This is a genomic window from Dyadobacter sp. HNCC25DJ183, assembly GCF_056895175.1.
In genome coordinates this window covers 410,106-436,972 of sequence record NZ_JBXHAP010000004.1, presented here as the reverse complement: position 1 = coordinate 436,972, position 26,867 = coordinate 410,106, and the positions used below count along the sequence as shown (strand labels likewise).

17 protein-coding genes are annotated in these 26,867 nt (G+C 49.2%); 1 reads left to right on the top strand and 16 read right to left on the bottom strand.

Going from position 1 to position 26,867, the window contains the following annotated elements; all coding sequences use genetic code 11:
- Window positions 1-7: 7 nt before the first annotated feature.
- From AC1XTG_RS12250 to AC1XTG_RS12175, 16 genes are all read right to left on the bottom strand, one after another.
- Window positions 8-2,866, bottom strand: coding sequence for a glycosyl hydrolase (locus tag AC1XTG_RS12250; protein WP_484842201.1), 2,859 nt, complete (start codon window positions 2,864-2,866; stop codon window positions 8-10).
- Between the two features lie 24 nt (window positions 2,867-2,890).
- The gene (locus AC1XTG_RS12245) at window positions 2,891-5,413 is read right to left on the bottom strand and encodes a hypothetical protein (protein WP_484842200.1); all 2,523 of its coding nucleotides are present in this window, start codon (window positions 5,411-5,413) and stop codon (window positions 2,891-2,893) included.
- Window positions 5,400-6,836, bottom strand: a complete 1,437-nt coding sequence (locus tag AC1XTG_RS12240; RefSeq protein ID WP_484842199.1) for a RagB/SusD family nutrient uptake outer membrane protein — start codon at window positions 6,834-6,836, stop codon at window positions 5,400-5,402. Before AC1XTG_RS12240 ends, AC1XTG_RS12245 begins: the two co-directional genes overlap by 14 nt.
- A gap of 23 nt (window positions 6,837-6,859) precedes the next feature.
- The gene (locus tag AC1XTG_RS12235) at window positions 6,860-10,066 is read right to left on the bottom strand and encodes a SusC/RagA family TonB-linked outer membrane protein (RefSeq protein ID WP_484842198.1); all 3,207 of its coding nucleotides are present in this window, start codon (window positions 10,064-10,066) and stop codon (window positions 6,860-6,862) included.
- A 75-nt stretch (window positions 10,067-10,141) separates the two neighbouring features.
- Window positions 10,142-11,638, bottom strand: a complete 1,497-nt coding sequence (locus AC1XTG_RS12230) for an L-fucose/L-arabinose isomerase family protein (RefSeq protein ID WP_056281963.1) — start codon at window positions 11,636-11,638, stop codon at window positions 10,142-10,144.
- A gap of 75 nt (window positions 11,639-11,713) precedes the next feature.
- Window positions 11,714-12,979, bottom strand: coding sequence for an MFS transporter (locus tag AC1XTG_RS12225; RefSeq protein ID WP_484842197.1), 1,266 nt, complete (start codon window positions 12,977-12,979; stop codon window positions 11,714-11,716).
- A gap of 202 nt (window positions 12,980-13,181) precedes the next feature.
- On the bottom strand, window positions 13,182-14,342 hold the full coding sequence (locus AC1XTG_RS12220; protein WP_484842196.1) for an FG-GAP repeat domain-containing protein: 1,161 nt from the start codon (window positions 14,340-14,342) through the stop codon (window positions 13,182-13,184).
- Window positions 14,343-14,429: 87 nt separating this feature from the next.
- Window positions 14,430-15,923, bottom strand: coding sequence for a RagB/SusD family nutrient uptake outer membrane protein (locus AC1XTG_RS12215; protein WP_484842195.1), 1,494 nt, complete (start codon window positions 15,921-15,923; stop codon window positions 14,430-14,432).
- A gap of 34 nt (window positions 15,924-15,957) precedes the next feature.
- Window positions 15,958-19,326: a TonB-dependent receptor gene (locus AC1XTG_RS12210; protein ID WP_484842194.1), complete on the bottom strand. Its 3,369-nt coding sequence runs from the start codon at window positions 19,324-19,326 to the stop codon at window positions 15,958-15,960.
- Between the two features lie 157 nt (window positions 19,327-19,483).
- Window positions 19,484-20,524: a FecR family protein gene (locus AC1XTG_RS12205; RefSeq protein WP_484842193.1), complete on the bottom strand. Its 1,041-nt coding sequence runs from the start codon at window positions 20,522-20,524 to the stop codon at window positions 19,484-19,486.
- Between the two features lie 111 nt (window positions 20,525-20,635).
- Window positions 20,636-21,196 carry an RNA polymerase sigma-70 factor gene (locus tag AC1XTG_RS12200; RefSeq protein ID WP_484842192.1) on the bottom strand — a complete coding sequence of 187 codons (561 nt, stop codon included), beginning with the start codon at window positions 21,194-21,196 and terminating at the stop codon, window positions 20,636-20,638.
- A gap of 140 nt (window positions 21,197-21,336) precedes the next feature.
- Window positions 21,337-22,629, bottom strand: a complete 1,293-nt coding sequence (locus AC1XTG_RS12195; protein ID WP_484842191.1) for an amidohydrolase family protein — start codon at window positions 22,627-22,629, stop codon at window positions 21,337-21,339.
- Window positions 22,616-23,704 carry a hypothetical protein gene (locus AC1XTG_RS12190; protein ID WP_056281986.1) on the bottom strand — a complete coding sequence of 363 codons (1,089 nt, stop codon included), beginning with the start codon at window positions 23,702-23,704 and terminating at the stop codon, window positions 22,616-22,618. The genes AC1XTG_RS12195 and AC1XTG_RS12190 overlap by 14 nt, the downstream gene beginning before the upstream one ends.
- 22 nt (window positions 23,705-23,726) lie before the next feature.
- Window positions 23,727-23,939 carry a hypothetical protein gene (locus tag AC1XTG_RS12185; protein WP_056281989.1) on the bottom strand — a complete coding sequence of 71 codons (213 nt, stop codon included), beginning with the start codon at window positions 23,937-23,939 and terminating at the stop codon, window positions 23,727-23,729.
- Between the two features lie 12 nt (window positions 23,940-23,951).
- Window positions 23,952-25,373 (bottom strand): hypothetical protein, encoded by a 1,422-nt coding sequence (locus tag AC1XTG_RS12180; protein WP_056281992.1) that lies wholly within the window; start codon window positions 25,371-25,373, stop codon window positions 23,952-23,954.
- Between the two features lie 218 nt (window positions 25,374-25,591).
- The gene (locus AC1XTG_RS12175; protein ID WP_484842190.1) at window positions 25,592-26,233 is read right to left on the bottom strand and encodes a response regulator; all 642 of its coding nucleotides are present in this window, start codon (window positions 26,231-26,233) and stop codon (window positions 25,592-25,594) included.
- 249 nt (window positions 26,234-26,482) lie between these two features.
- Between AC1XTG_RS12175 and AC1XTG_RS12170 the strand changes: the two genes are divergently transcribed.
- Window positions 26,483-26,863 carry a hypothetical protein gene (locus AC1XTG_RS12170; protein ID WP_484842189.1) on the top strand — a complete coding sequence of 127 codons (381 nt, stop codon included), beginning with the start codon at window positions 26,483-26,485 and terminating at the stop codon, window positions 26,861-26,863.
- The last annotated feature ends 4 nt before the right edge of the window (window positions 26,864-26,867 follow it).

Here is a 26,867-nt window from a genome sequence, read left to right as displayed (position 1 = left end):
AGCAGGATTAGTTAATAATCGTAACCGTTTTGATAACCACAGGTCCAAGTATTCCCGAAGGAACCAGCGGAGTTTCCGTCCACAGCAATTCGCGCGAGCCGCGCACATTCAGGTTGGTTTTCGTGTACTTTTTCTCGCTGGTAATGTCGCCGATAATGCGGTTGGCCCAGGTGTTGATCACCTCGATCCGCAGTTCGTTTCTGCCAGTTTTCAATGAGCCGCTTACATCAAAATGATACGGTTTCGTCCAGCCAATGCCCAGCGATTTGCCGTTCAGCCACACTTCACATACTTTGGAAACATCGCCCAGATCCAGATAAATGCGGGTGTTTTTGCCAGCCGTGAGGTTGTTTTCGAATGTTTTGGAATAAATGGCTGAGCCGGAATAATGGCGGATACCTTCATTGTCCGACTTGGTCCAGGAGATCAGCTCCGGGAATGTAGTTTTGTCGGGAGCGCCCCAGTTTTTAGTAAAAGCAATGTCCCACGAGCCGGTAATGGTTTGTGATTTGGCGAGATTATCAATGGTAATATCCCTGCTATTTTTGGTCAATGTCACATTCCCCTTTTCCGGGAGCAAAATGCCGTTTTGAACATATTCAAAAGCGGGTAATGCCGAACCTGAGCCAATGGAGGTATAATTCGCAGGTCTTTGATCATTGGTAAAAACAACAAACACAGCGCCAAAAGCCGGCAGCGAAACAGGCACTTCAATATGCTTTTCGGCCTGATTAAAAATGCTAACCGGAACAATTTTGCCTGTCATCGGGTCCCAAAGCTGCGGCGACTTACCCGTTTGCCTGAATGAACAAATGCGTGTCACCGTTTCTTTGCCCGTATTCCGGATAAAATAAAAGTCCTGATCTCCCTTTTTATGATGGATAAAATCCAGGACCGGCTGGTCGCGGTGCATATAGTCGAGCCGCGCGGACTGTTTATCGGGATAGTCAAAATCGGGGCCGATACCCTTGAATTTCAGCATTTCGCCAATGCGCCCGGCGGGCATGGCTTCGGTGATTACTGCGCCGTCTTTTTTCAGCTGTTCGATTTTCTTGAAGATTTCCGGATTTTTCCCTGAAATTTCATCCAGCGCCAGAACCTTGAACTGCGCACCATAAGGTAATGTGAGCAGCCCATTCTTCACCGTGAGATCACGCAGCAGAATTTCGGTATTAATAATTTCATAATCATACCCCGACTCCACTGCAAACCGGGTGTTTTTGGGCGTGACAAAATTGGGCACTTTGTCGCCGTAGTAATAAAGCACATCTGCCACAAAATCAGTCTCTTGCAGTACATAGGAAACGCGGGAGAGGTAATCATTAAATGGTTTCACTTTTGGCCACCAGGTGGTTCTGTCGTTGAAATGCGTCCCGGCGGCATAGTAAATGCCCGGACTGCCCATTCCGCGCGGATTATGTGTAAATCCGTGGATCACAGGCCGGTTCATTCCTTCGGCAAAAGCGCGGTCGCCATTGGGTTTCATGTCGCCGGGGCCTTCCTGCCAGTTCTGAAAGCTCGTAAATGCTTCCAGTTCCGTGATTTTCCGCTGGTAAATGTGCGACGCAGCCGCAATTTCCTTCACGAGCATGAGCAGATCAATGCTATCGGGTGTGGCATCATATTGCGAATGGTTGATCCAGAATTCGCCGCGGGGAACATCGAGCGCACCCAAAGCCTTGATGGATTCCACCGGTACATTGTGCAATGGAGGTCCCGGTCCGCCGGATTCAGAGATCAGGTTCAGACCATAACTATTGGCAATTTCCCTGCCTTTCCGGTAGTGATTGTTGATCATCAGTTCGGAAATCGTGAGGTCAAAATCATTTTTAAACCGCGCCGACTGGGCAGGGTTGAAAGCATTTTTATCAAATAAGGCTGGTAAAAATTTGCTGACGTCGTACCCATTCAACTTCCGGAACTCGCCTGCCAGCGAAGGTGTCCAGATTGTTCCCGTTGCTTCGAAACTAGCCAGATAGAAATTTTTCAGCCCTGTTTTCCTGAAATCTCCGAGTAAGGGTTTGAGTTTATTTATAAAATACTCGAAATGCACGCGGGTTGCCGTCGAGTCAAAGTGGTCGATGATCAAACCTTTGGAATTCGGGCTGGGCAGTTTCAGCTGTTCCCCGGAACTCGCGCACACATAGCGAAATACGTCCCAATCGCCCGCGGGTGCCTGCCATTTCAAAGTTTCGGTTTTCGGATCAAAAAAGCGTGTCACATTTACAATCGCGGCCGTGTCCAGAAAGCTGCCGCTTTTTTGAGCAGGAATGGCTAATACGGCAATTTCCTGCCGGTATACGGGCTTTCCATCCGCCGCAAAAGCGATGACGCGTTCTTTTCCCTTTTCATCCTTTTTGGAAATAGTTGGAAAGGGAAGTTTCAATGCATTACCGGCCGTTTTATCCAGTTTGGTTTTGGAAAAATAAAGCGATTTCGCCCCATGCTCGGGCTTGATCCACGCTCCTCCCGCATTCCAGCTGCTTGATAAATTCAGTCCTACTTCCAAACCCAGCCTGGTCGCTTCTTTAATCGCAAAAGCAATGGTTTTCAACGAAGAGTCGCTCATGAAAGCAGGTCCCGCAGGTACAACCCCATCCGGCCGGAACCCAATCTCAAAAATATCAACCCCACCCAGCCCCGCATTCTTAATCGCCACCAGTTCTTCTTTGAGCCTGACCTGATCCGTGTACCCATTGAGCCACCACCAGTAAACTTTGGGTCTGGCCGTGCCCGTCGGATTCGCAAACCCTTTTATTAATTCGTGGTTAATTCGCGCATTCGTGGCATTACCAACCTGTGCAAACGATTGTACAGACAACAAAAGCAACGTCGCTGAAACCAGCGAAAATAGTAACTTCTTCATAAGTAAGGGTTTAGGAATAGTAACTTACCAGGATACCACCAAACTGCCGGTTATATTTTCAACCACAAAATGTTTCCCCAATTTCGGATCACCTTCCTTAAAAGTGATCTTACCTTCTTTCCACGGATAGTTCGCATTGAGATAAGCGTGAAAATCCTTTGCGGTCACCTTATCATCCGCATAAATCCGCACGGTAGCATTCTTCAATCCGCTGACCCTGTACCGTTTAGATATACCAAGCTCCCCGGAATGCAGTTCTTTGTAAGAAACAATCCCGTCATTTTGCTCGATAAAAATGCGCGACTCGCGGTTCCAGGAAGTCGGCAGCGTGTATGCGGAATGTCCTTTGTCCAGCTTGGTTTCAAGCCCGAGCAGCAACGGCGCACCCTGCGGCAATTTGAATGTATTTCTAATCGTGCTATTTGGATTATAACCCGAGAAAATGAATGCATTGTTGCTTCTGGAAACCGTCAAAACCGGGTTTTTAATACTTGGATCTTCTTTTTCAATGGCGAAGTTCATTCCGAATTCCTGCAAAATGTAGCGCATTAACAGCGGCCCGGTGAACAGTTTCGAGGGATCGTCCGGAGTCAGCAATTTGCCGCCGGTAAACTTGCTCGAATTTGTGCCCCGCACGTAAGCCACTTTCCCGCCCTTCCAATCCGGTTTTTGACGCACCCAGGCCGCATCACGCGACTGACCAGCCTGCGTCATCTGCGCGAGTATCCTGGTTCCGGCATCTTTCTGGTCTTTTACATTCGTAGCAATGCCGCCCCCGGAAAACAATGCGCTATGGACGATTTTGGCAGGATATGCGACACTCATTTTGTCACCAGGGTAAGTTGATTTCATGTTAAACTCACCTTCCAATGCAGCCGTATTCTGCAAATTGAGCATATCTAAAAACGCTTTCCCGGCATGACCAGCCGGCCCGTAAACCAGCAGCTTCCCGCCGTTTTGAACAAATGAGATCAGCGCCTTTTCGAGCTCAGAATCCGCATCAGGAACAATGGTAACTAGCACCGATTCCTTGAAAGACGCGGGGTTATTTTTGATCACATTCTGAAATGAACCCGTAGAAACAACCGTATTGAGCGGCATTCCGTTGTTGATCGCCTGGCGGATCAGCCAGTCGCCGTAATAGATTTCCGGCAGCCGGTCTTTGTATTTATAAGCCCATTCGTGGTATTCGTCAAACGGGTACACCCACACGAGCGGGCCGGGCGCAGTGGGGGAATCATATCGGCCTTTGAGAATGTGCGGGGTAACTTCGTCGGGAACCTGCGTGGGCATGTTGCCGTACGAATCGTCGATACTCAGGAAGTTCAGGTGCGTCGGCAGCCTCACTTCTCCTTTTTTATTGATCCGGGAAACGGCCATCGGCAGGTAAATATCGTGCGGCTCGCGGCCGTAACGGTCGAGCCACGGACTATTAAGCCACCACGGATCGTGGGTGTAATACCGGAAAAGATAGCGCTCGTCGGGCAGCTCGGCCATTCTCGACATATATCCCACCATTTCCAAACCAAAATCACCATCCAATGCAGCCCACGGAGAATTCGGCGGCGGCAAAAGGTTTTTGTCTTTATAAATCGATTTCAAATCCACGCCATCCCGCGCCAGATCCGCGCCTGTTGAAAGGTTAGTACCACGTGTCTGGATCTGAATATCAGGACATTCCGCGCGGAAATATTTCCAGAAACCAGCGATCTTATCTTTGGTCGCATTCAGTTTCGCCTGATCAAACCCTTTACCATTAAAGATTGCTCCCGTGGACGACCAGCCTTCAACCCCATAACCAAAACCATTGCTCAGCCAGAGAAAATTAAAGCCCATATCTGCCAGGAAATGCTTGCTTTGCCTGCCCAGGAATGTGCCGAATGGCGTGTTGGCCGGGATACCTTTTGGAAATCCGGCATACGCTTCACTATCCGCATTCAGCACCGAATAGCAGCTTACCATCGTATTATGGCCCATCGCGCTGCCGCCCAGGATCTCGGGGTGTTTCTTGTATTTAAAGTCTGATTTGGCAAATTCCGGCCCCGGATCGAAAGTTTCGCCGATCAGGATCGGCTTGCCGGTTACCTTTTTCCCTTCTTCTTTTAATGTCTGCACAATGAATTTTAAATCATCGTAAGTGAACTTGGGAGGCTCGGGAAGGTACAGATATGCCCGTTCGTGGATCGATAATTCCTTCGGGCCGGAGTTCACCGCATGCTTCGTGTTGGGGTTTCCCATATACTGCGCCCATTCCAGCGGCTGGTTTGGAACGCCTTTGTAGTCAAGTATTTCGGAGCCGTCGCCCGTCCATAACATCACCGAAACCGTGTCCGTGTGACGCAGCAGCGAATGCCATTGAACAAACATTTCTTTGGCCACTTCGCGGATGTAGGCCTTATCGTTTTTCTTGAAAGGTTTCAGGGAAACTTCCAGGGTGATGTTATTGAAATTCCTGCCTTTCAATGTTGCGAGTTCATATTGCGCATGAACTCGGTTAAGGCTCATGCACAATACGAAAAGGATCATTACCTGCTTAATACCCCTCATTTTGTTTCAGTTTACTGTTCAATTCGATTTCTGCCAACGGGATCGGGAAGAGCAGCTCGTGCCCGGCCACCGAGAAATTCTGGTTTTTGCTCGTATAGTAAGCATTTAAAACGTCCCTCGCGCGGCCTGTTCGCACGAGGTCAAACCAGCGCAGGCCTTCAAACATGAATTCAACCCGGCGCTCTTTTTCCAGTGCGGTACGGAACTGCGCCTGGTCGAGCGCGGTCAGGTTTGGTAACGCCACCCGCGTACGGATCATATTAAGAAAGGGCAGCGCCTGAACGGTTTTACTTTGCTCGTTCAATGCCTCCGCGTACATCAGCAGCACATCTGCATAGCGCATGACCGTAAATGTGACCGCGCCATCGGAAGTTTCCACCACTTTGAAGTCCACGAATTTCAATGCATAACGGGCGGGGGACTTGCTGCCATTGATCAGCCGGACCGAGTCATTTACAGAAGTAGCCTTTCTTTTGTCACCAACCTCGTAAGCATTGAACAAGCTCGCCGTGGGCGTAATGCGACCGGAACCTTGCAGGTTATTCGGGAAAATGGCCATACTGGTGATCGCCGGCGTGAAAATGGCCGAGTAATTGTTGCCAAGGCTGCGTCCGCGGATGTACTGGATTTCAAAAAGCGATTCTTTCAGATTGTTATTTCCCTCCGAAAACAAGGCAGCATAGTTCTCGTGCAGACCATATTGATTAAGATCGATCACTTCTTTCAGCTTGGCTTCGGCCGCCGCATAGTTTTTTCGCGTCAAATGTACCTTCCCGATCAGCGCCTTCACAGTACCGATGGACGCGTGCGTTTTGTCGTTGTTTAAAGTTGCCGGCATCAGGCCTTCCGCAGTGGTGAGGTCGCTCAATATCAGCTCGTAAACCTGATCGACTGGTTTCCGGCTGAGGTCTGCCGACTGGATTTCACCCGGATTTCCATATTCCTGTTCAGTAATGGGGACGTCGCCGAAAAGCTGCACCAGATAGAAATAGCTGAATGCCCGCAGGAAGCGCGTTTCACCGATGATCTTGTTCTTCGCAGCGGCGTCAAAATCAACAGCTTCAATGCGGTTAAGTATCGTGTTGCATCTTGAAATCGTGACAAAGCAGGTGTTCCAGATACCTCTTACCATGTTGTTTGTGGAAGTCAGCGCGTTTTGTTCAAACTGCATTTCATCCACGGTAGGTGAGGACCAGTTGATCTCGGCATTATCGGTACGGAGCTCTGCCGCATACAGAATGGCACTGCCGCTGTAAAGCCCGCGAAAGCTGCTATATGCGCCAATCAAGGCTCTTTCAAAGTCGTTTTGGGTTTTGTAAAAAACATTATTGCTGATCTGATGCTCGGGAACAAGTTCCAGAAAATCGTTACAGGATGAAAGGCTGGTCAGCATCAATACCAGCGCCAGAATATTCCTTTTCATAGTATTCTATGTTAATGGTTGTTTCAAAAACTTACTCTCAGACCCACTGTAAAAGCTCTCGGATTGGGGTAGGAGAAGAAATCCACGCCCGTTTGGCCGATGTTGTCGCCGCCTGTGCTGCCTTCGGGATCATAGCCCGGGTAGTCGGTGAAAGTGAAAAGGTTGGTAACATCCGCGTAAAGCGATAATCCCTGCAACCTGAGTTTCTCTGTGACAGTACCAGGAAATGTGTAAGCCAGGTTTACATTCCGGATGCGTATAAATGAGCCATCGAACATATACTTGGTCGTTCCCGCGCTGAAACCGAATGCATAATCGTTGCGGATCGCACGTGCATATTTTCCGGCACCTGGGTTCTCCGGTGATTTCCAGCGATCGGCCATCACGGCAAGCTGGTTTTGTACACCTGCGCCATTCAGTGAAACCTCACCGCCCTGGAAGTACATTTCATTACCCTGCGATCCGTAAATATTCACACTTAACGCCAGGTTTTTGTATGAAAAACGGTGACCCATTCCCCAGGTAAACTTTGGCCAGGGATTTCCTACGATCATCCGGTCGGCCTGGGTAATGGTACCGCTTCCGTCTGCATCCTGAAAACGGTGATCACCCGGCTGCACACGTGGGTGCTGAATGGGATTTGCTTTTACTTCTTCCTGCGTCTGGAAAATGCCCTGTATGTTCAGCAACCTGAAACTCGCAATCGGCTGGCCGACTTCCGCGACCTGGTAAGCCGAGGTATTAATCCGGGCAGATTCTGTGTTCAGTTTCAACACTTTATTCCGGTTGATACTCAGATTCACATCCGAAGTCCACCGAAAGTTGCCTTTGGCGATGTTCTCCGTGTTTAATGAAAATTCAATCCCTTTGTTTTCCAGCTCACCCACGTTTTGCACCGACGAAGAAAAGCCCGAAGCTGCGGGTAAGGCAACTGATAACAGCAGGTCTTTTTTATGCGTACGGTACGCGTCCACAGTCAGGGCAATCCTGTTTTTGAACAAAGCAAGGTCAACACCCACGTTGGTCTGGAAAGACTTCTCCCAGCTCAGTACATCATTGGCGAGGGTAGATGGCGAGATACCCGAAATATTGGAGCCATTAGAAACCATAGGAGATATGCCCAGCAAGCCCAGACTGGCGTAATTGCCGATCAGGTTATTACCCGACACCCCATAGCTGGCCCGGAGTTTCAGGTCGCTGACTGTGCTGCTGTTTTGCAGAAATGCTTCCTGCGACAGGCGGTAGGCAGCCGACACGGAAGGAAATGCGCCCCATTTGTTTTTTGAACCAAACCGTGAGCTTCCATCCTGGCGCATGGTGGCAGTAAGCAGGTACTTGTCGTCAAAGGAGTAATTCAAGCGGGCAAACCACGACAGCATCGACCATTGAGACATGTAATCAGTCCCGGTTGTGACGATACCCGCTGCAAGGTAAGGCACATCGTCAGTAGGGAAATCGGTTGCGCCGGCTTGCAGCACATCGTCCGTATTTTTTTGGGCTGAGAAACCTACAAGTGCATCGAAATCATGCTTTTCGCCTACTTTCTTGCGGTAGTTCAATGTGTTTTCGTTCAGCCAGTTGATGCTGTTGAATTTGGTAACACCGGCCACCGCCGCACCTGTCCGGCTGGTAGCGACGCCAATTTTAGAGGATTTCCAAAGGCGCGTCTGGTTGCTGGAATAGTTGATACCGATGGTTGTTTTGAAAACCAAACCGTTCGCGATCTCATATTCCAGGTAATTATTGGTAAAAATATTGGCATTCTTCCGTTTGTCGGAAAACTCGTCGTTGATCAGCAATACGTGCTCCACCGGAATACCCGTCGTTGATGAGAATTCGGAATAGTAGCCGCCATTATCGTCGTAAACAGGAATGGTAGGGTCGGAGGCAACTGCCGCTGAGATGAGACCGCGGTGCTGCAAATGACCTTCTGCCCGGGCAAAATCACCAAATGAATATGTTCCCGAAAAGCTGGTTCCCAGTTTCAGTCGCGGCGTCAGGTTTACATCCAGGTTGGTCCGCATATTGAATTTCTTGAACTTAGAACCGATGATAATCCCATCCTGATCCAGGTATCCACCCGAAACAAAATAGCGCATATCCCCTTTGTTACCGGTGGCCGAAAGCTGGTAGTTCTGTACCAGCGAGTTTCTGAAAATCAGGTCCTGCCAGTCGGTTCCATATCCATTGTCTGCAAACTGGTCCAGATTCCGGAAAGCGGGTTTTACATATTGACCAGTCCCGCGTTTTTCATTGGGATCACTCGCATTACCTCCCGTAAACACCCACGCATTATCACGGCCTTCCGCCACAAACTCGGCATATTGCCGTGGCGACATCAGATCCATTTTTTTGGCGAGCTGCTGCAAGCCCGTTGAGTGCTCAAAACTGATGTTGGAACGTCCCCGCGTTCCTCTTTTTGTATTAATGATCACCACACCATTGGCACCGCGCGAACCGTAGATCGCCGTCGCAGAAGCATCTTTCAAAACCTGAATGGACTCGATATCAGACGGATTAATCGTACTTAACGGGTTGACCCTGTTTACCGCACTCGCCCCGACAATGCCGTTTGCTGAATAAGAATCCGAAGCATAGTTGGCAACGCTGGAACCACCTCCGCCCGAGCCGATCGCAAAGCCGTCCACGACATAAAGCGGCTGGTTTCCACCGGTAATGGAGTTCACACCACGGATCAAAACGTTGACATTTCCGCCCGGTGCACCCGAAGTTTGCGTGATCTGCACGCCGGCTATTTTCCCTTGCAGCATTTGGTCAAAACTGTTGGCAGCAGGTACAGGAACAAGGTCTTTTGCTGATATATTCACAATGGAGCCAGTCACATCTTTCTTGCGCTGCGTACCGTAACCGACTACCACCACATCCTGTAATTGCTGCTCATCAGCTTTCAGGGCCACATTGATCACCGATTGACTGCCAACCACCACTTCCTGTGGAAGGTAACCGATGAAACTGACCACGACCGTTGCACCTGAGCCGACGGTAAGCTGATAGCTTCCATTTGCATCGGAAGTAGTCCCGTTTGATCCGCCTTTTTCTGCAATCGTTGCACCGATCAGAGGTTGCTTGTCTTCGGCAGTGGTGATCACACCGCGTATTTCCTGTTTGCCCGCAACCTGCGCGAAAACCGTGCAGGCGGACGTCAGGATGAGCAGCAGCAAAAGACTGGAAAGCTGCCGGAAGCGTTGATTAATACACTTTTTCTTCATAGTGAAAAGGGATTTAGATATTAGCAAGAGGTTAATGCGCAATCCTGTAAACAATGAATCAGTGGGTCATTCTGGTTAATCTGCGCCGATAACGACGGCTTCCAGGTTGAGATAATTGGCCACTTTCACGATCGCACCCGCGTGATGCCCGACACCCAGTGCGAAATGGTGTGTTGGTCCTTCTTTCATCCATCTTTGCAGGAATGTCCGTACGTTGGGTTTGAAATAGCCCCGCGTGTTGGTGTTGCCGGTAGGAGGGATCGGTCCTTCAACAGACTGCCCCTCGGCAATTACAAACTTGAACTTTCCATCGTAAGTGGAGTTGATACTCAGCATGGTAATGGGCCCTTCCTTGATCTTGAACTCGACTCCCGCGCCGAATCCTGGTTTGCCATGGTATTTGGTTAAGCTGCGTAAAATCGGCTTACCGTCGGCAATGGCCACGTTATGCGGACCATCGTGACCTACAAGTACAAACCCTTCCTTGAAATCGACGGGGTGGAACTCGGCGAAGCTACCGCCTATGCCTAAACGTTCCATGATCAGCATCGCAAAACACGTTTTAAGGTCCGACTCCCCGCACATCGGAAAACCGGCGCCCGTCAGCAGTGAGTTACCCACGATCAGGTTTGACATCACTGTGCGCGTCTCGCTGTTTTCTGCACCTTCATAATAGTAGGCCAGCCCGTCGAGCTTTCTCTCCTGAATAAATTTTTCCAAAGCCACTGTTACCCGCGCAGCTGTTTCAAGATCCGAATCCCTCAGTTTCTCTGAAATGGGGTCAGAAACTGGATCGGGTGTTTCAAAGAAGTCGAGAATGCGTTCTTTAACCGGATCAATTTCCTCAGGAGTGGATTTCTGATACTGGGAGACAATCTCATGCGCTTCGCATTGTACAATGTGCGCGCCGAAATGGGCGGTGAGCATTGTTGCATCGGAATGCATATCCAGCATCGCCTCGATGGGGTGTCCGATGTGACCAATGCGTGAAGTTTTCAGATCATGTAAAACGGCGGCGATCCGGCAATACTCTTCAATCTGTGCGTCAGCCTCAGGATCATCGTACAGCGTGCCTATGATCATATCCGGCACCTTTTTGCCCATTCTCGCGGCCACTCCGGCAAATTCCGGAAGGGAGCAGATATCGTCATTGTAGAGCTGCATGTAGGTGGAAGCGCGGGTGTAATCCATTGCCTGGTCGGGCTGCAATGCCACGAGTACAATGGGCACATTGATGCTCTTGATCACCACCCCGAAAGTGTTGGAAGTGGCGTAGGTGACCATATCGCAAAAGATCAGGTCGAGATTTGCCGCATTCAGCTTTGGTACCAGTTCATAGGCTTTCTCGACATTATCCACCAGACCAAAATCAATGACTTCCGCGTAAGATCCGGTCTGGATCTTTTCGATAAAAACTGCCTGCTTCTGCATCATCGCGTCGAGCAGACCATCGAACTGGCTCCAATATTTGTAGTAGCCAACGCCGAAAACGCCGATACGCGGGCGGGTAGGTTTGCGTTTTTCAACAATAGCGGCAGTTGCTTCCTGCCCGTTGGAGATGGGATTCACCATTTAATTTGATGTTATGTGTTTTTCTTTAATTCTTAACGCACTAAGTTTTTTCGGGTAAAATTTTTTCTGCTGCCGTCATGGATCAGCTTTCAGTACAGCGGCATCGGCCGGACTGTCCATTGCTTCCCGGAACAGTGGCTGGATCCTGGGGATGAGGAACATAAATCCGATGAATGCGAGCGGGTAAAGTACCCCGCAGGCGATCCACATAGGTTTGTACGAATACTCCTGCACGATTTTTCCGATCAGCGGATTTACCAGCAAGCCTGAAATTGCCCCTGCTGTTCCCGAAAGTCCTACCACCGTGGAAGTTGCTCTTTGGCCAAAAACATCCGAAATGGAAGTGATGTAGTTGGTAATCCAGAAGCCGTGGGCGAACATATAGAGCGCCATCAAACCCACTGCTACATACACAGAGGAAACATATTCGGTAAATGGAACAGCCAGGGTTAAGGCGGCTGCTATGCCCATGACCATTTTCCTCGCCTTATTGATGGTGAAGCCATTTTTAACCAATCTATCAGAAATGAATCCACCCAGAACATTGGAAACGCCCAGCGCCAGAAATGGTACCCAGAACAGATTTCCGATTTCCTGATAAGCCACTCCCCGCACTTCGCTGAGGTATTTTGGTATCCAGAACATCATAAAATACATCACCGGATCGAGCAGGAAACGCATCAGTATAAACACCCAGGTTTCCTTTATTTTCAGTACGGAAAGCAGGGAGATAGCGGCTGTTTTCTGTTGGGTAAACTGCGTATTTACCTGCGAAACAACATTTTTCCACGGTATCAGCAGCCAGCCGGCCACCCAAACTATACCAACCAGACCGGGTATCACAAAGCCTGCCCGCCAGCCATAGTGCTCAGAAATCAGGATCGTGAGCGGCGGGGCAATCACAGCGCCGATCGCCGAGCCGCCGATGGCGATACCATTGGCAAAGGCCCTTTCTTTTTTGTCAAACCAATCATAAACCGTTTTTGCTGCACCTGGAAAACAGGCTCCTTCACCTAACCCGAGCAAAAAGCGGAATGCAATAAGCTGCGGCAAAGAGTTCATCAGTCCGTGCATTGCATTGGCTAGCGACCATACTCCCACGGCTACTGCAAGTCCCTTTTTGGCACCAACCCTGTCAATGATCCAGCCGCCCATGGTGAACATCAATGCGTAGCTGAGCAGGAAACTGGTGTTTACCCAGCCATATTCCACGTCTGTAAAATAAAATTCCTTCTGGATTTTGAGGATAGCAATGGAAAGCACCTGCCGGTCCAAAAAGCTCAGTCCTGTTGCTATGAACAGCATCAGGACAACAAACCAACGCATAGAGTGTAGTTTCATATAACTTAACGCACTAACTAGAATCGAGTCAAAAATAAATTCAAAAAATGCAATAAGCAAACGTTTGGAAAATTATTTTGATTTTAGTTTCTGCCAGTCGACAGCACGTCGCAGCCGAGATATGTCACGATCGCACCCGGACTTTACCGGATGCGATCGTGCAAGAGTATATCAGAAGAAAATTCGCTTCGCCGCGGTAAGCTTATTCGTTGCCTTTATTGAAAAATACAGCCAGTCCGTCCTTCCCGGCGACGATAATGTCTTTCCGGCCGCTGCCGGTCAGGTCGGCTACGTCAAAGTACACACCGATTCCCTTGCCCTCACCGTAAGGGCCGTAGGAAATGACCTGCTTCACAAAAGCTTCGCCGTTCCATTTATAATAATATAACCCGATCAGATCCTTTTCGCCCGGGTCGCCGCCGTTGTGGGCGCGGTAGCGTTTGCCGGTGAGCAGCTCCATTTTACCGTCGCCGTCAAGGTCAATCCACGCCAGGGAATGGAATTGTGAGTTATCGGGATCAATGCTGTGTTTGGTCCAGCTGATTTTTCCGCCGCTGTTTTTCTGCTCGTACCAATGGAGGCCGTAGCTGTGCGCCTGGCCCACGATCACGTCATTTTTACCGTCGCCATTCACATCCGCCACGATAATGGGTACGCTGGCATCGCCAAAATTGAAATCGTTGTGCGCGGTCCATTTGTCTTTCAGTACATTTTTAGGCGCTTCCAGCCAGCCTGTACTGATGATGATATCACCTCTTCCGTCGCCGTTAATATCTCCGTAACCTAATCCGTGGTCCTGGCGGTCTGCTATCTGGACTTTGGTGAATTTGCCGGTACCTTTTCCATTCTGGTCTTTTTCCAGTTTGTAAAATTTGAGGGGCTGATTGGGGTTGTTAGGTACGATTTCCAATGTTCCGTCTCCGTCAATATCCCACGCGCGGCCCGTTTCCACATTGCCCGTTTCATCTATGATATGGTCGGTCCATGGTTTGTTGTTGCCCGGGTTCTCGCGCCATAACAGCGATTTGTTGAACCATCCGCCGGTGATAATATCCATTTTTCCATCCCCATTCACGTCCATCGGCACAGTCAGGAATTCGTCCCAGTATTCGCCTACGCGCTTCACTTCGCCGAGGTAGGCCCGCTCCCAGAACTCGGGCCCCTTGTACCAGTACGAGCCGGAAACAATATCCGGTTTTCCATCATTATTGACGTCGAGAACGGCTACCGACTCGAAGCTTTCGGAGGCAATCATTTTCTTCTCGAAACGGACAGGCGGCTGTGGCTTTGCCTGCTGCGCATTAGCCCCGGCTGCAACGAGCGTCGCGGTTAGCGCCAGGAAAGTGTTTTTACAGAAATACATGAAATATCAGGTAAGAAGTTTAAAAAATGTGCGGCGGCAACCTGCGTTGCCGGCCGCACGGGTCCAGGGTTTAGGGAATAGTAAAGGTCAGTAGCCCGGGTTCTGTTCCAGGTCAGGATTTACCTGAATTTCCAGGAACGGGATCGGGTATAGCAATTTGTTTTGGTCAAGATTGTAGGTGGCTGCGGTGAGGTAATAGTAGCCCGGACTGGCTTTCAGCTTTGCGCCGTGTGCATTCATTACCGTAATCGCATTGCCGGTACGTACCAGGTCCAGCCAGCGTTTATTTTCAAAAGCAAGCTCCACGCGGCGCTCTTTCAGGATAGCCGCGCGCAATGCCGCCTGGTCCTTTGCAGGCGAATCTGCGAGCCCCGCACGTTTGCGTACCTGGTTCAGGAAACCGGCTGCATCAGCTGTTTTGCCTTGTTCGTTGGCAGCTTCGGCGTGCATAAGAAGTACTTCCGCGTACCGGTACACCGGGAAATTCTGGTTCGTTTGCCCGTAAATGGAGTGCGGGTACTGGTACTTTTTGATATAAGGCAAATTGACATAGCTCGTATCCGAAACGAGCGAAGGCCCGTTGATAAAGCCGATCGATGCATTGAAACGCTGGTCTTTGGTACGGTCTTCATAAGCGGCCAGCAGATCCTCCGTCGGCGTGTTCCAGCCTGAGCCAGGCGCGGTTTGCGAGCCGGTGGGTCCTTTGGTATACTGCGCGTGGTTGACGGTCAGCGGCACAAAGTAGTAGGGGAAATAGCTGTGCAAATTTAGCGTGGTACCTTCCAGAAACTGCGCTTCAAATACCGACTCTACATTGTTTTTATTATTGGGGTCAAAAACGGAGGCATAGCTGCTCAGCAGCGAATAGCCCGTTACTTTGGCCAGAGAAGTTTCCGCGGCCGACCAGTTTTTGCTATTGAGATACACATCAGCGAGCAACGTGTTGGCTGCACCCGAAGTAGCCCTGCCAGGTTCCGCAGTGGCTTTGTCGGGCAGTAACCCTGCCGCTTCGCTGGCGTCTTTGATGATCTGCTCGTAAATCTGTTCCGCTGAGGCGCGTGGCAGTGAGGCGGTGGCAAGATCCGAAGCGGGAACCAGGTGCAGCGGCACGCCGCCAAAGTTCCGCACAAGATCGAAATAGGCAAATGCACGGAGGAACAAGACCTGGCCTTTAAAATTAGCCACTACTTTGGGGTCAAATGTAGCATCGTCGATCACCGCCAGAACCTGGTTGGCACGGTTGATCATGTCGAAATTGGAATAGTACTTGGCGGCCGTGATCGTATTTTCTGATCCGTTCGTAAACAAATCGATCTCTTCCGGGATCGGTGAGCGATAGTCGATATTGTAAAAGAAGTGGGTGTTGTCAGAGCGCATTTCGCCCATTGCCCAGCCCGATTCGGTGTTATAAAGTGCCTGCAAAGGCGCATAAGTGCCGTCCACAGCCTGCTTGAAATCCGATTCTGACTGGAAGAAATTGGAAGGGACCACCGCGTTTTGCGGCTCTATGCTCAGAAAGTCGCTGCAAGAGCCCAGTGCCGCAGCGGCGAATAATATTGCTGATAGGGTCTTTGATTTCATGACCTTATTGAATTTTAGAATGATGTCGGGAAAATTAAAAACCTACATTTAAGCCCAGTGAATAGGTGCGCGGAACAGGATAGGAGCCTCCGTCAATACCCAAACCGGTAGTCGCCGTGCTCAGACTTACCTGCGGATTGGCTCCCGGGTATTTGGTGAAAATATGCACCTGCTGAATGCTGGCGTAAGCGCGCAGCCTTTTCAATGCGCTGGTACTTTTCAGCGGAACCGTGTAGCCGAGCGTGATATTGTTGAGCGAAATGTGGCTCGCATCGTACATCATCTGGCTTCCCCACCAGTCGCGTTCCAGGTAAGTGGTACCTGCCGCCAGACTTCCATACCGGCCTTTTCCGGGATTCTCCGGTGATCTCCATCTGTCTTTCACATCGGCGAGTACATTAAATACCCCGTCCAGGTTGGTCAATGTTTGCTCGGCGCCGCGCACCACGTCATTTCCATAAGTACCCGACAGGGTTACCGAGAAGTCGAAGTTTTTGTAAGACAAATTGTTGGTCATCCCGAAAATGAAATCCGGGTGCGGGTTACCGATAATCGTCGCGTCGTCGACTGTGATGACGCCGTCGCCATTTACATCGCGGAATTTGGCGGTACCTACCTGCGAGGTGCTGTGCTTGGGCGAATTGTCGAACTCCTCCTGGTTTTTGTAAACACCTTCGTGCTGCATTCCGTACAGCATTCCGATCGGGTAGCCTACGCGGGTAATGTGGTCGCCGCCAATGAGCCCGCTGCCGCCGCCAGTAATGAGCTCGTTGGTTTTCGTGCCCATGGAAGTTACCCGGTTTCTGTCAAAGGAAATGTTGAAATCCGTCGTCCAGCGCAGCGATTTACCCTGCACATTCACGGTATTGATCGCAAACTCGTGTCCCCAGAATTTCAGCTCCCCGATGTTGGTCTGGATATTCCCGAAGCCCGAAGCGCGCGGCACGCGTACATTGAAGAGCAGGTCGCTGGTGATTTTGTGGTAATAATTGTAGACGAAGCTGATACGGTCGTTCAGGAAATTCACGTCCAGACCAATGTTCAGCTGTTTATTATTTTCCCAGCCGATACCCTGGTCAGCCAGGTTGTCTACCCGCCTGCCGCCTGCTACTGTTTTTCCAAAAACATAATTGGCAGTTGAAATGGTGGGAATATGGGTGTAGTTACCAATGTTAAAGTTTCCTGCGATACCGTAGCTCGCGCGCAGTTTCAGGAATGAGATGGTTTTGATGTCAGCAAGAAATGCTTCCTCGCTCAATATCCAGCCCAGCGAAACCGATGGAAAGTTACCCCAGCGGTTGCGTGCGCCGAATCGCGACGAACCGTCGCGGCGAATGGAGGCGGAAACGAGGTATTTGCCTTTGTAGTTATAATTGACACGCGCCAGGTAGGAAAGCAGGCTCCATTCCTGAATGCTGCTGGAAGCCGTGACCGTACCCGCAGCAGAAATTGTTTTTACTTTATCATCGGGATAGTTATTTCCATTAATATCACTCACATCCTGCCGGAAACGCTGCGCCGTGAACCCCGCGATCGCATCGAAATTGTGTTCGCCGAAATTCTTCTGGAAAGTCAGGATATTTTCATTGACCCACGACAGGTATTTTCCCTGGTTCAGGTTGGAGAATGGTACCCTGTAAAGTCCGGTGCCGCGCGCGCCGGTAGTAGTTCCGTTGAATGCAAAATTGCGCGAGTCGCCTTTGTCGATGTTCGCTGAGGTTTTGAATGAAAGCCAGTTTGTAAGCTGATATTCCCCAAAAATATTGGCCAGAATGCGCGTATCTGCATTATCTACTACGCGGTCCTGCAAAGTGCGGGCATAGTTAGGTGTGGGAAACATGCCCGGGGAGGTCGCGGTAAGTGTATATGTCCCGTCTGCATTGTACAGGGGAGCGAGCGGAGTTGTTTGCAAAGCTTCGTTCACAATGCTGCCCACGCCGTCCACGCCGGTATTGGAATTGGTTGAATAGGTAGGGGCCACATTGATACCGATGTTCAGCTTTTCAACGGGACGAAAACTGGTATTTACCCGCAAAGAATACCTCTTATAACCAGAACCCAGTATCACACCATCCTGCTGCAAAAAGCCCGCTGTGGCCGTGGTACTGAACGTTTCCGTACCCGTGCTGAGACTGAGGCTATGGTCTTGCATCAAAGCCGTTTTGGTAATGGCATCGTACCAGTCGGTACCTTTTCCGTATTGTTCGGGGTTTTGAAAAACGGGATCAACGGGCAGGCCGCGCTCTTCGGCCATTTCCTTGCGCCAGGTTGCAAACTCGCTTGCATCCATCATATCCGGGCGGCCGCGCTGCGGTACCTGCTGGGCGCCGATGTAAGTATTGTAATCAATGCGCGTTTTGCCGGGTACTGCCTTTTTCGTTTCGATCAAAACCACACCGTTTGCCGCTCTCGAACCGTACAATGCAGTCGCGGAAGCATCTTTCAATACACTTACCGATTCAATTTCATTCGGATTGATGTTGGCAATGCCGCCCACGATCGGGTTACCGTCCACAACATAGAGCGGGTCGGTGCCGGCTGTGATGGAAGCTGCGCCGCGCACGCGAATCGCCATTCCCGCGCCGGGTGTTCCGGTCGTTTGGGAGATTTGCACACCGGCGAGTTTGCCTTGCAGCTTTTGTGAGAACTGCGTGACAGGCAGATCCGCAAAATCCTTCCCGCTAACCGTAGAAACCGAGCTGGAAAGCTGGCGGGTAGACTGTTTTCCGTAACCTACCACCACCAGCTCATCCAGCGATTTCTCATCGTCTTTCAAAACAATATTGAACGTACTCTGCGCACCTACCGCGATTTCCTGACTGACATACCCCACAAATGAGAAGATCAGGCTTGCATTATCATCGGGAACAACGATCGAGAAAAGCCCCTCACCGTCGCTGATCGTACCTTGCTGCGTGCCTTTGACCACAATGCTCACGCCCGGCAGCGGCCCGCCTTTGACGTCGGAGACTTTGCCTGACACTTTCTTGTCAGCCGGAGCGGGTTGCTCAGGTGTTTCGGCCGGTGGAGCCGCTTCAATGGACTGGTTTTGAAGCATAATCTGTCCGCCGACGATCGCGTAGCTGATATTCAGTGGTTTTAATGTCAGGTTCAGTACTTCGGACAGTTTCAGGTTAACTGCATTCACAGTCACTTTCCGGTTGGCGCCGATGGTATTGGAGCTGTACACGAAACGCACGCGGGTTTGCTGCTCAATGGTGGTTAACACCTTGCTAACCTGCGCGTTTTCCATTTTGATTGTTACAGAACGGTCAAGCAAATCCTGCGAGCGACCATCGTGTGAATGGGCAAGGGAAATGGTCAGCAATGCCAGGACAGATTGTAAAAAGCTGATCCTCATAAGGTCAAGGAATAGAGGATGGAGACGTATCCGGTTTTTCATTACTTTTACATGTTTTGTTTAGGACTGTGAAAAGGTTGAACAAAGCCCCGCCCGCTCCATTGCCGTGATCAAAAGCCGGGAGAGAAAGGGAATTAACGGGAGTCGAAAGTGCTGGTAACACCTTCGGCTCTTTTTTATTGAAGGTATTGGTATTCAGTTATTGAGGCGACGAACAACCTTTGCCGCTGATCAAAATGCGCGTTCCACGCACTTCGTAGCTGGCGTTCACGGAGGCGCAAAGCAGGTCCAGTTTGGTAAATAAAGGTTCCTGCGTCATATCAGCCGTAAACAAGCAGCTTTTCATCGCATCGTTTTCCAGGATAATCTCCACACCAAATGATTTTTCCAGCTTGGCAATCACGTCCGTAAACGGGGTATCCCTGAAAATGAAGGCTTCCGCAGCCGGGAGGTTTGCTGAAACAGCTGCATTCACAGGCTGAGGATTGGCGATCAAACCGGTTTCGAATGCGTGCGTTTGTACCGAATATTTCACGCGCTGGTTGGCTGTCAGTATCACACCATCTTTGATCTTGCTGTTTTCAGCACCGACTGGGGGCTCGTTTTTAGATACCGACACTTTCCCGGACACGACGGAGACTTCAATGGCTGTGTTGTTCTCGCGGCCTTCCACCCAAAAGCTGGTACCCAATACCTTGGTGACTACTTCGCCGCTATGCACCAGAAAAGGGCGCTCGGTATCGCGCGAAATGCGGAAAAAGGCTTTCCCCGTCAAATGAAGCACGCGATTTTTGCCTGCTAACCCAGCAGGGTAGGAAATCTTACTTCCGGGCGACAAGATCAAAGTGGAGCCGTCGGGCAGGGTGATATTCTCTTCGTTCTGAGATTGGTTTGAATGCGAGATCCGCGATTCACCTTGCCGGGCCGAGGTAACCTGGCGCGAGTTGCTGTTCTTATAAAAAGCTTTATAGGAGCCGAATGCGATACCAATCAGCACAACTGCCGCAGCCGCCCATCTCCACATCGGGAATGAAACCGCCGGCTGCACGGGTTCGGCCGTGTCGTTTTGCATGATTGCATTCCAGATCCTTTCTTCAATTTCACTGTTTTCCTGCTCGCTCCGGACTGGTACCGGCTCGTCGAGCATGGCAAACCATTGTTCGACAAGTCGTTTTTCCTTGTCGGTGCAATCGCCTGATCGGTAGCGGTCAAGTAAGTGGTAGAAGTTTTGTTTGCTCATAAAGTGCTTTCGTGTCTTTTTAGTAAGACTGAAAAGCAGGAGCGCACCGCAAATTGTTTAAACTTTTCTTTGAAAGTTTATGTACAATCGCAGTGGAAGGCACTTATTTCTTTAAAATATAATATTGCAGATAACCAGGAAGAGCGTGATCGTGTTGCGCACGGCGGATTTCAGCTTGCGCAGAGCCTGGGTAATGTGGTATTCCACGGTGCGGGCGGGGAGTTTGAGCAGGTTGGCGATCTCGGGTGCAGATTTCCCCTCGAAACGGTTCAGCAAAAATATATCCCGCGTTTTCTCCGGAAGCTGGCCCATTGCTTCCTGAAAAAGCATTTCAAGTTCTTCGAGGAACAATGGGAAATCCGGCGCAGCTTCTTCGCAGGCGGAATCGAGGTCGTAGAAAACCTTCTCCTTGAAATGATCAATAATGCGGTTGCGGACTGCGGTAAAAAGGTATGCGCGCGGGTTGGCGATCGTGAGCTGCTGGCGTTTTTCCCAAAGGTTAACAAAAAGCGCCTGGACGATTTCCTCGGCAACATCCTTGTCCCGCGTTTTGGAAATGGCAAAATCATACAAATCCCGCCAATTATCCCGGTAGATAATTTCAAACTCCCTTCTGCTCAATGCAGATCCGGAAGCAGCAGGTTCAAAATGATTCAGTGGGTCAGGATTCAATGGTATTCGCCAAAGAAGTTACTGAGCGTAAATATCCAATATTTTTCTGATTTAGTATTATTTTAAAAAACTTGAAAGCTGCAGTTCGGCTGGAAAAAAGGCGTCGCATTCATCTTCTTGATTTCAGCTGCCGGCCTGGTTCAGGTGTTTGCTACCGGATAGTACTTGCTCTGCAAAAACGTTTCTGCATTTGTCGAAGCCATTATTTCCCATGCATTTGTCTTGTCAAAGGTCTCTTTCAGAGCAGCTTTTTTGAATGTTGCATAATCGTCCTTTTCAGGTAACAAACGTTCCGTCATGAAGAAATCGGTGCCAAACAGCATGCGGTTCCTTAGCTGCGGATTTTGGAGATATTTGAAAAATTCTTTGTGCGTTTTTGAATTTCCCACGGTAAAGGAGATATCTGTAAAAACACTCTCAGGATATTTCACAATGAGCGATTTAATCTGCGAACACCAGTTTTCCTGCTTCATACCGTAAAGCTTTTTGGTTATTGCTCCTGAGGCTTCTTCCAGAACGTGGTCATCTCCCCCGAAGTGCGCTAGACATATCTTCAACGGCGTACCTTTTTCAGTAAAGTATTTTAAAATAGATTCGAAGCTGGCTGGTTCCAGGAAGTAGGAGCAGGAATGCAGGTTTCGATGGTTATCGTTCTGTCCCAATGCCCATTTGAATACATTGAAAGAATCGTCCGGAGTGGGAGGTGGGGTATTTTCGTCAAAGTTTTCGGAATAGCGCCGTCCTGAGTAAACGTCGAATGGGTTCAGGCTTGCGTTGACAAATTCGGTATCGTTATTGTAAATTCCGCCCAGGTAACTGCAGTGGCTTAAAACCGGGACGCCATTTTGCGCAGCCCATTCGAAAGTCTCTTTCAGTTTTTCATCAAAAGCATAGAATCCAAGACTTGGATAGATCTTCAAACCCGCGAACGGGTACACGGACCGGTCAGCGCTGACCTGGATCTTTGTTTCAAAATACCTTTCCACCGTTTCCTTTAACTCCTTACCGCCGCCTTTCCAGCGAGGATCAATTCCCATAAAAACCAGCAGGTTATCAGGATTCTCTTTTTTTACTTCAATGATCCCCTCTAGCTGCCCTTCGTAACCTGTTTGCGACGGCCCGGCGCCGCAATGCTCCATGTACATGGTGAGCGCAACGATCTTGATAGACGGGTCATCGGCGTACTGCTTTCTGAGCCCTTCGAATATTTCGCGCTGATTCCGGCTTTTGCCTACCTGCAAGAAGCTGGCGTACCTTTTGCCCAGGTTTCCGCCCAGCTTTGAGAGCAGAAACTGAAACACGGCTGCGCCCGGAGCCGTGTTGGTAAACCAGTCCACCAGCCGGGCCGCACTATCCGGCAAAAACATGTTGAGGAAGTTTCTGGGTGCATTCCGGATATTGAAAATGTGGCTATGTATATTATAGAACTGCATTGTCGGGCTTTGGTTTAGTTACTTTTTTCAAAAGGTCGAACCAGAATGGGGCGCCGAAGCTGGCGGCAAACCCGGAGATAAGCACACCCAGTATTTTGAGCAAGGTTGTGCCCCAGTTTACAATGTGCTGTTGATAAGGTGGTTTGAAAACAATGCTGTGTTTCAGTCCGACAGGCAGCATGGTTTTGCTGATCAAGGTATCAAGCTCTTTGGTAAGCTGCTGCTGCGCTTCGCTTGATTTAAGTTGAAGAAGCGCCATTGCCTGCTCTTTAAGCGTGTCAATTTGTTGCGTTTCCGCGGGAACGGCGGCCAGAGTTGCCTGTACCTGAGCGAGTGCAGCCGCATCTGTATGCAGGGAAGGATGTTCTTCATAGAAACGCACAACTTTCGCCGCTGCCTGAGGGTTACTTTCGAAGAATTCAAAGAGCTCAATACTATCTACATTAATGGCGAACGCGATGATCACACCCAGGTAGAACAGCCTTTGCCTTGTGAGTTTCTTGTACCATAACGTGAGCCTTTGCGTGAATTCGCCAAACCACTTTTCGAGGTATTCCGTCAGATAGTTGTGTAAAGCCACTTCGTTGATCGCCCCTCCGGGACCGGTTGCAGCATGGAGCTCAGCATACTGCATGGCTTGTCTGAAAAGCGCCGAGAGGTCACTTTGATTGAGGACCAGGGTAGCATATTTGAAATTCCGCAACAGCGCAGATTGATATGCGACAACAATGCCTTGTGCATTCAGCGTGCGGATGTTGCTTTGAACAATCAATGAATTTCCCACTACTTCTAAAAGCGTTTCGACAAACAGTTTAGGGGAAATTTCATTGGAAGGTTTTTTCGGGTCACGGCTTAACAGATCAATGGACCCGTGAGAATAAATCCGGTCGGCCCAGTTGATGCCATTGATATTATCCATGAGCTGTTTATAAAGATAATCCTTCATAAACTTTCCACGTTCGCCGATGATCTGGATGAAGGCTTCGAGAATGTAGCTGCAAAACAATGCGAACAAAGCCCAGCTAACAACAATCGCCAGCGCTGTATTGAGAATGGGGATGTCGGGGAGGATCATGATTGTTAGTTTCTAATTGCTGTCACTGATCAAACTGATCTAAGCTGAACATCATGGTTTGCGTTTGTTTCATTTCCAGGCTAACCGCATGCGACTTTTCGCCGCTCTGGTGATTACGAGCATCGGCCAATGCTTCTAATTCATTCTTCCACCCGCCAACAAAGTCGCCTTCATCACACACGGCCCGGTACTTCAATGTGAATGTCGCAGAACCATTACTAAGAGTCTTTCCCATGTTTGTATGTTGTTATAGTTTGAATTCAATCGGAAATGCTAGCCTTACGCCCAGGCTACTGGAATGCTTGATCGCATTGGCGTCAAATACATTCAGGAGATTATAGTACAATTCTGCATTGACTGTCGGCTTGTCTTTTTCTTTATTCCGGAAAGGGAATATCAATCCGCTTTCAAGATTAGATACAGGATCATCGCTTCCCCTGACCTGAATATTAGGGTTAAGATGAACACCCAATAACCATTTTTTAAAAGGATAGAAGTATAGTTCCGGATTTAGGACCACTTCTATGATATTCTTCTTCAGGGTACCCGTGTATGCTGTCAGCGTGCTCTCCGAGTATCTTCTCACACCGTTCTGACCATACTCTTTTACATCAGTGACCTCAATCTTATCAAGATCTGCCAGGTTGCTCGTATTGCGGACAATAGCACGAACGGAGAAATAGATGTTTTTGGGACCTGTTTTTGACCAGTCGTAGTAAGAGAATTGAATAAATGCTTGCTGAGAAATGAAATTGCCTTTTACGATCTGACTGGCAGGATCTTGTTTGTCGTCAAACGTTCTGAATGCGTCATTTCTAATCCCAAGCCCAAAGGAGATCCAACTGAATGAAAAACCTCTGACTTCAAGATTGGAGAAATTATTGGCTTTCAGTATTCCGGCCCGATTATTTCCAATATCCTGAATTTTTCGGCTTCTCCAGAGTGGGTCTTTATTGTTAGCCAAATCTTTCTGAACGGAAAGCAATTCTTTGTTTGCTTTGATGTTTTCAAGCGAAAGGCTGTCGAGACTAAGTTGAAGTTTTACTTTGTCCTCTTCCCGTGCCTTGCTCAACATACTTGTAATAACTGCTCCTTGTTTTCCGATGCTTGCAACCTTCTCTTCCAGCCGGATCTTTTTTAATTCAAGTTCACAAGCCTCATATTCTGTGAGGTAAATAATATCCTCATTGTATTTTTCATCTGCATCAACTTGATTCTTCTGGAGAGCTCTTTTTCTAGCTGGGTCAATGATTACACTCTTATTTCTTTGACCAAATATATGAAACTGGAAGTCAAGGGATAAGTTGGTATTAAGCTTGGATTTATTGAACAGTTCCAATGCTCCCTCGGACACTCCGCCAGCAGCTCTAGCCGTGAGGATATTGCCATTTTCGTAAAAGTGATTAGGAGCAAAGGATACGGTGCCTTCTTTTACGTCAAACGAAGCATAGGAGCCAATTACACTTGTTGAAGTCCCGGTAATCAGGGCAGCAAATTGCTTGTTAAGAATGTTGTCGAATTGTTGTTGTGTCAGAGCCGTGGTATCAAGAGGCTCGCTGGCTTTCTTTGAAGAATTGGCCTTACTCGATTGTTCTACAGCCTCCTGTCCGAAAACAAACACATTGGAGAACATAATAAGCAAGAATACCTGGCAGATCCTGATTGACATAGGAGTAAGGATTAATATAATTGACTAAAATCTTCCATTCGCCTCTTCCTTCCGACACATCAAAATTCAGGGTTATCCCGGTCGTAGTAAATACTTGATTATGGTGATTTTATATCCTAAAATCAGGGGATATTAGGGGTGCGGGGGAGTAGCGCCAACAGGAAGGCTGTGGCGGAGAAATGCAGGAAAAGGCGCAACACGGGCGCGGGTAGGGGATACTAGATAAGCTGGAACTTCAATGCGTATTTGACGAGCCCGATGGTAGACTGCACGCCGAGTTTTTGCATCAGGTGTTTGCGGTGCGTTTCCACAGTGCTTGCACCGATGAAAAGCTTTTCAGCGATTTCTGTCCCTGAATATTCCTGCGCGATCAGTCTCAATACTTCCAGTTCGCGCTTGGTAATCGCTATGCTTTGTGGTTTATCTCCCGCGACAATCAGGTCGGGCGCCGTGTCTTTGGCGAGGGCTGTGAGGACTTCTGCACAGAAATACTTGTTTCCGTCGCAGATCAGGTTTATGGCCGTCTCTAAGTCTCGCCGGTCAGCACTTTTCAGTATATAGCCGTCAGCGCCGGCGCGGATCGCTTCTTTAATGGTTTCAGGTTTGTCTGCGACGGTCAGTAAACAGATCTTAATGCCGGGAAAGCGTTCACGTAATTTCAGGGTTAATTCAATCCCGCCCATCACAGGCATCTGAACATCCGAAACTACCAGATTAATGTCGGGATCCTTTTCCAGTGCTGCTAAAACCTGGTGTCCGTTCGTATGCTTCGAAACTACCTCCACATTTTTCATACTCGATAAAAGCATGGCAAGACTTTCCAGTAATATCCTGTGGTCCTCGGCAATCAGAATTCGCATATAGTTCGGGTTTAGCAATCCTTGTTTAAAGTAAGAAGCGGGCGGGATCTCTCTATCGAAATACCAAAACCCGCTGCCAAAAATCCCATAATTATAGGATGCAAAATCATGATAACCAAGGATTTTAGCTGGTGTAAAAACCGGCCAACTTTGCGCTATCCAATCGCAAATTTTCTTCGAGAGATGGCATTGAACTAACTATACAAGCTTGCTATATAAACCTTCAATTTTTAACTACAATTCAGAAATATGTCTTACCCATTGAAGTATGTTCGTTTGCAAGGCTATGCACACATTGGCGTAGCCGTTGATGGCCGGCTTGCGCTCCGGATGTGTGATAACCGCGGCACGCCCTACCCGGGGATTGAGCCCATCGTTTTCTCATTTATTCCAGGCACGAAAAAGGATAAAGCACCGCCGTTTCCGGACAACCCGCCACGGATTTCGTTGCCTGTAAACCCACCTATCAAGTTTTTGAATATTGACATGTACGCGCAATTCAGCGAGGCAGACTTCAAGCGATACCAGCCGCTATGGAATATTATCAAGCCTCAGCTCACCTGGGCGAGTGCAGATCTGCCCGCGCCTGACACCATGGAGCATATGAACCCCACCGGTCCGCCTCCCTGATTTG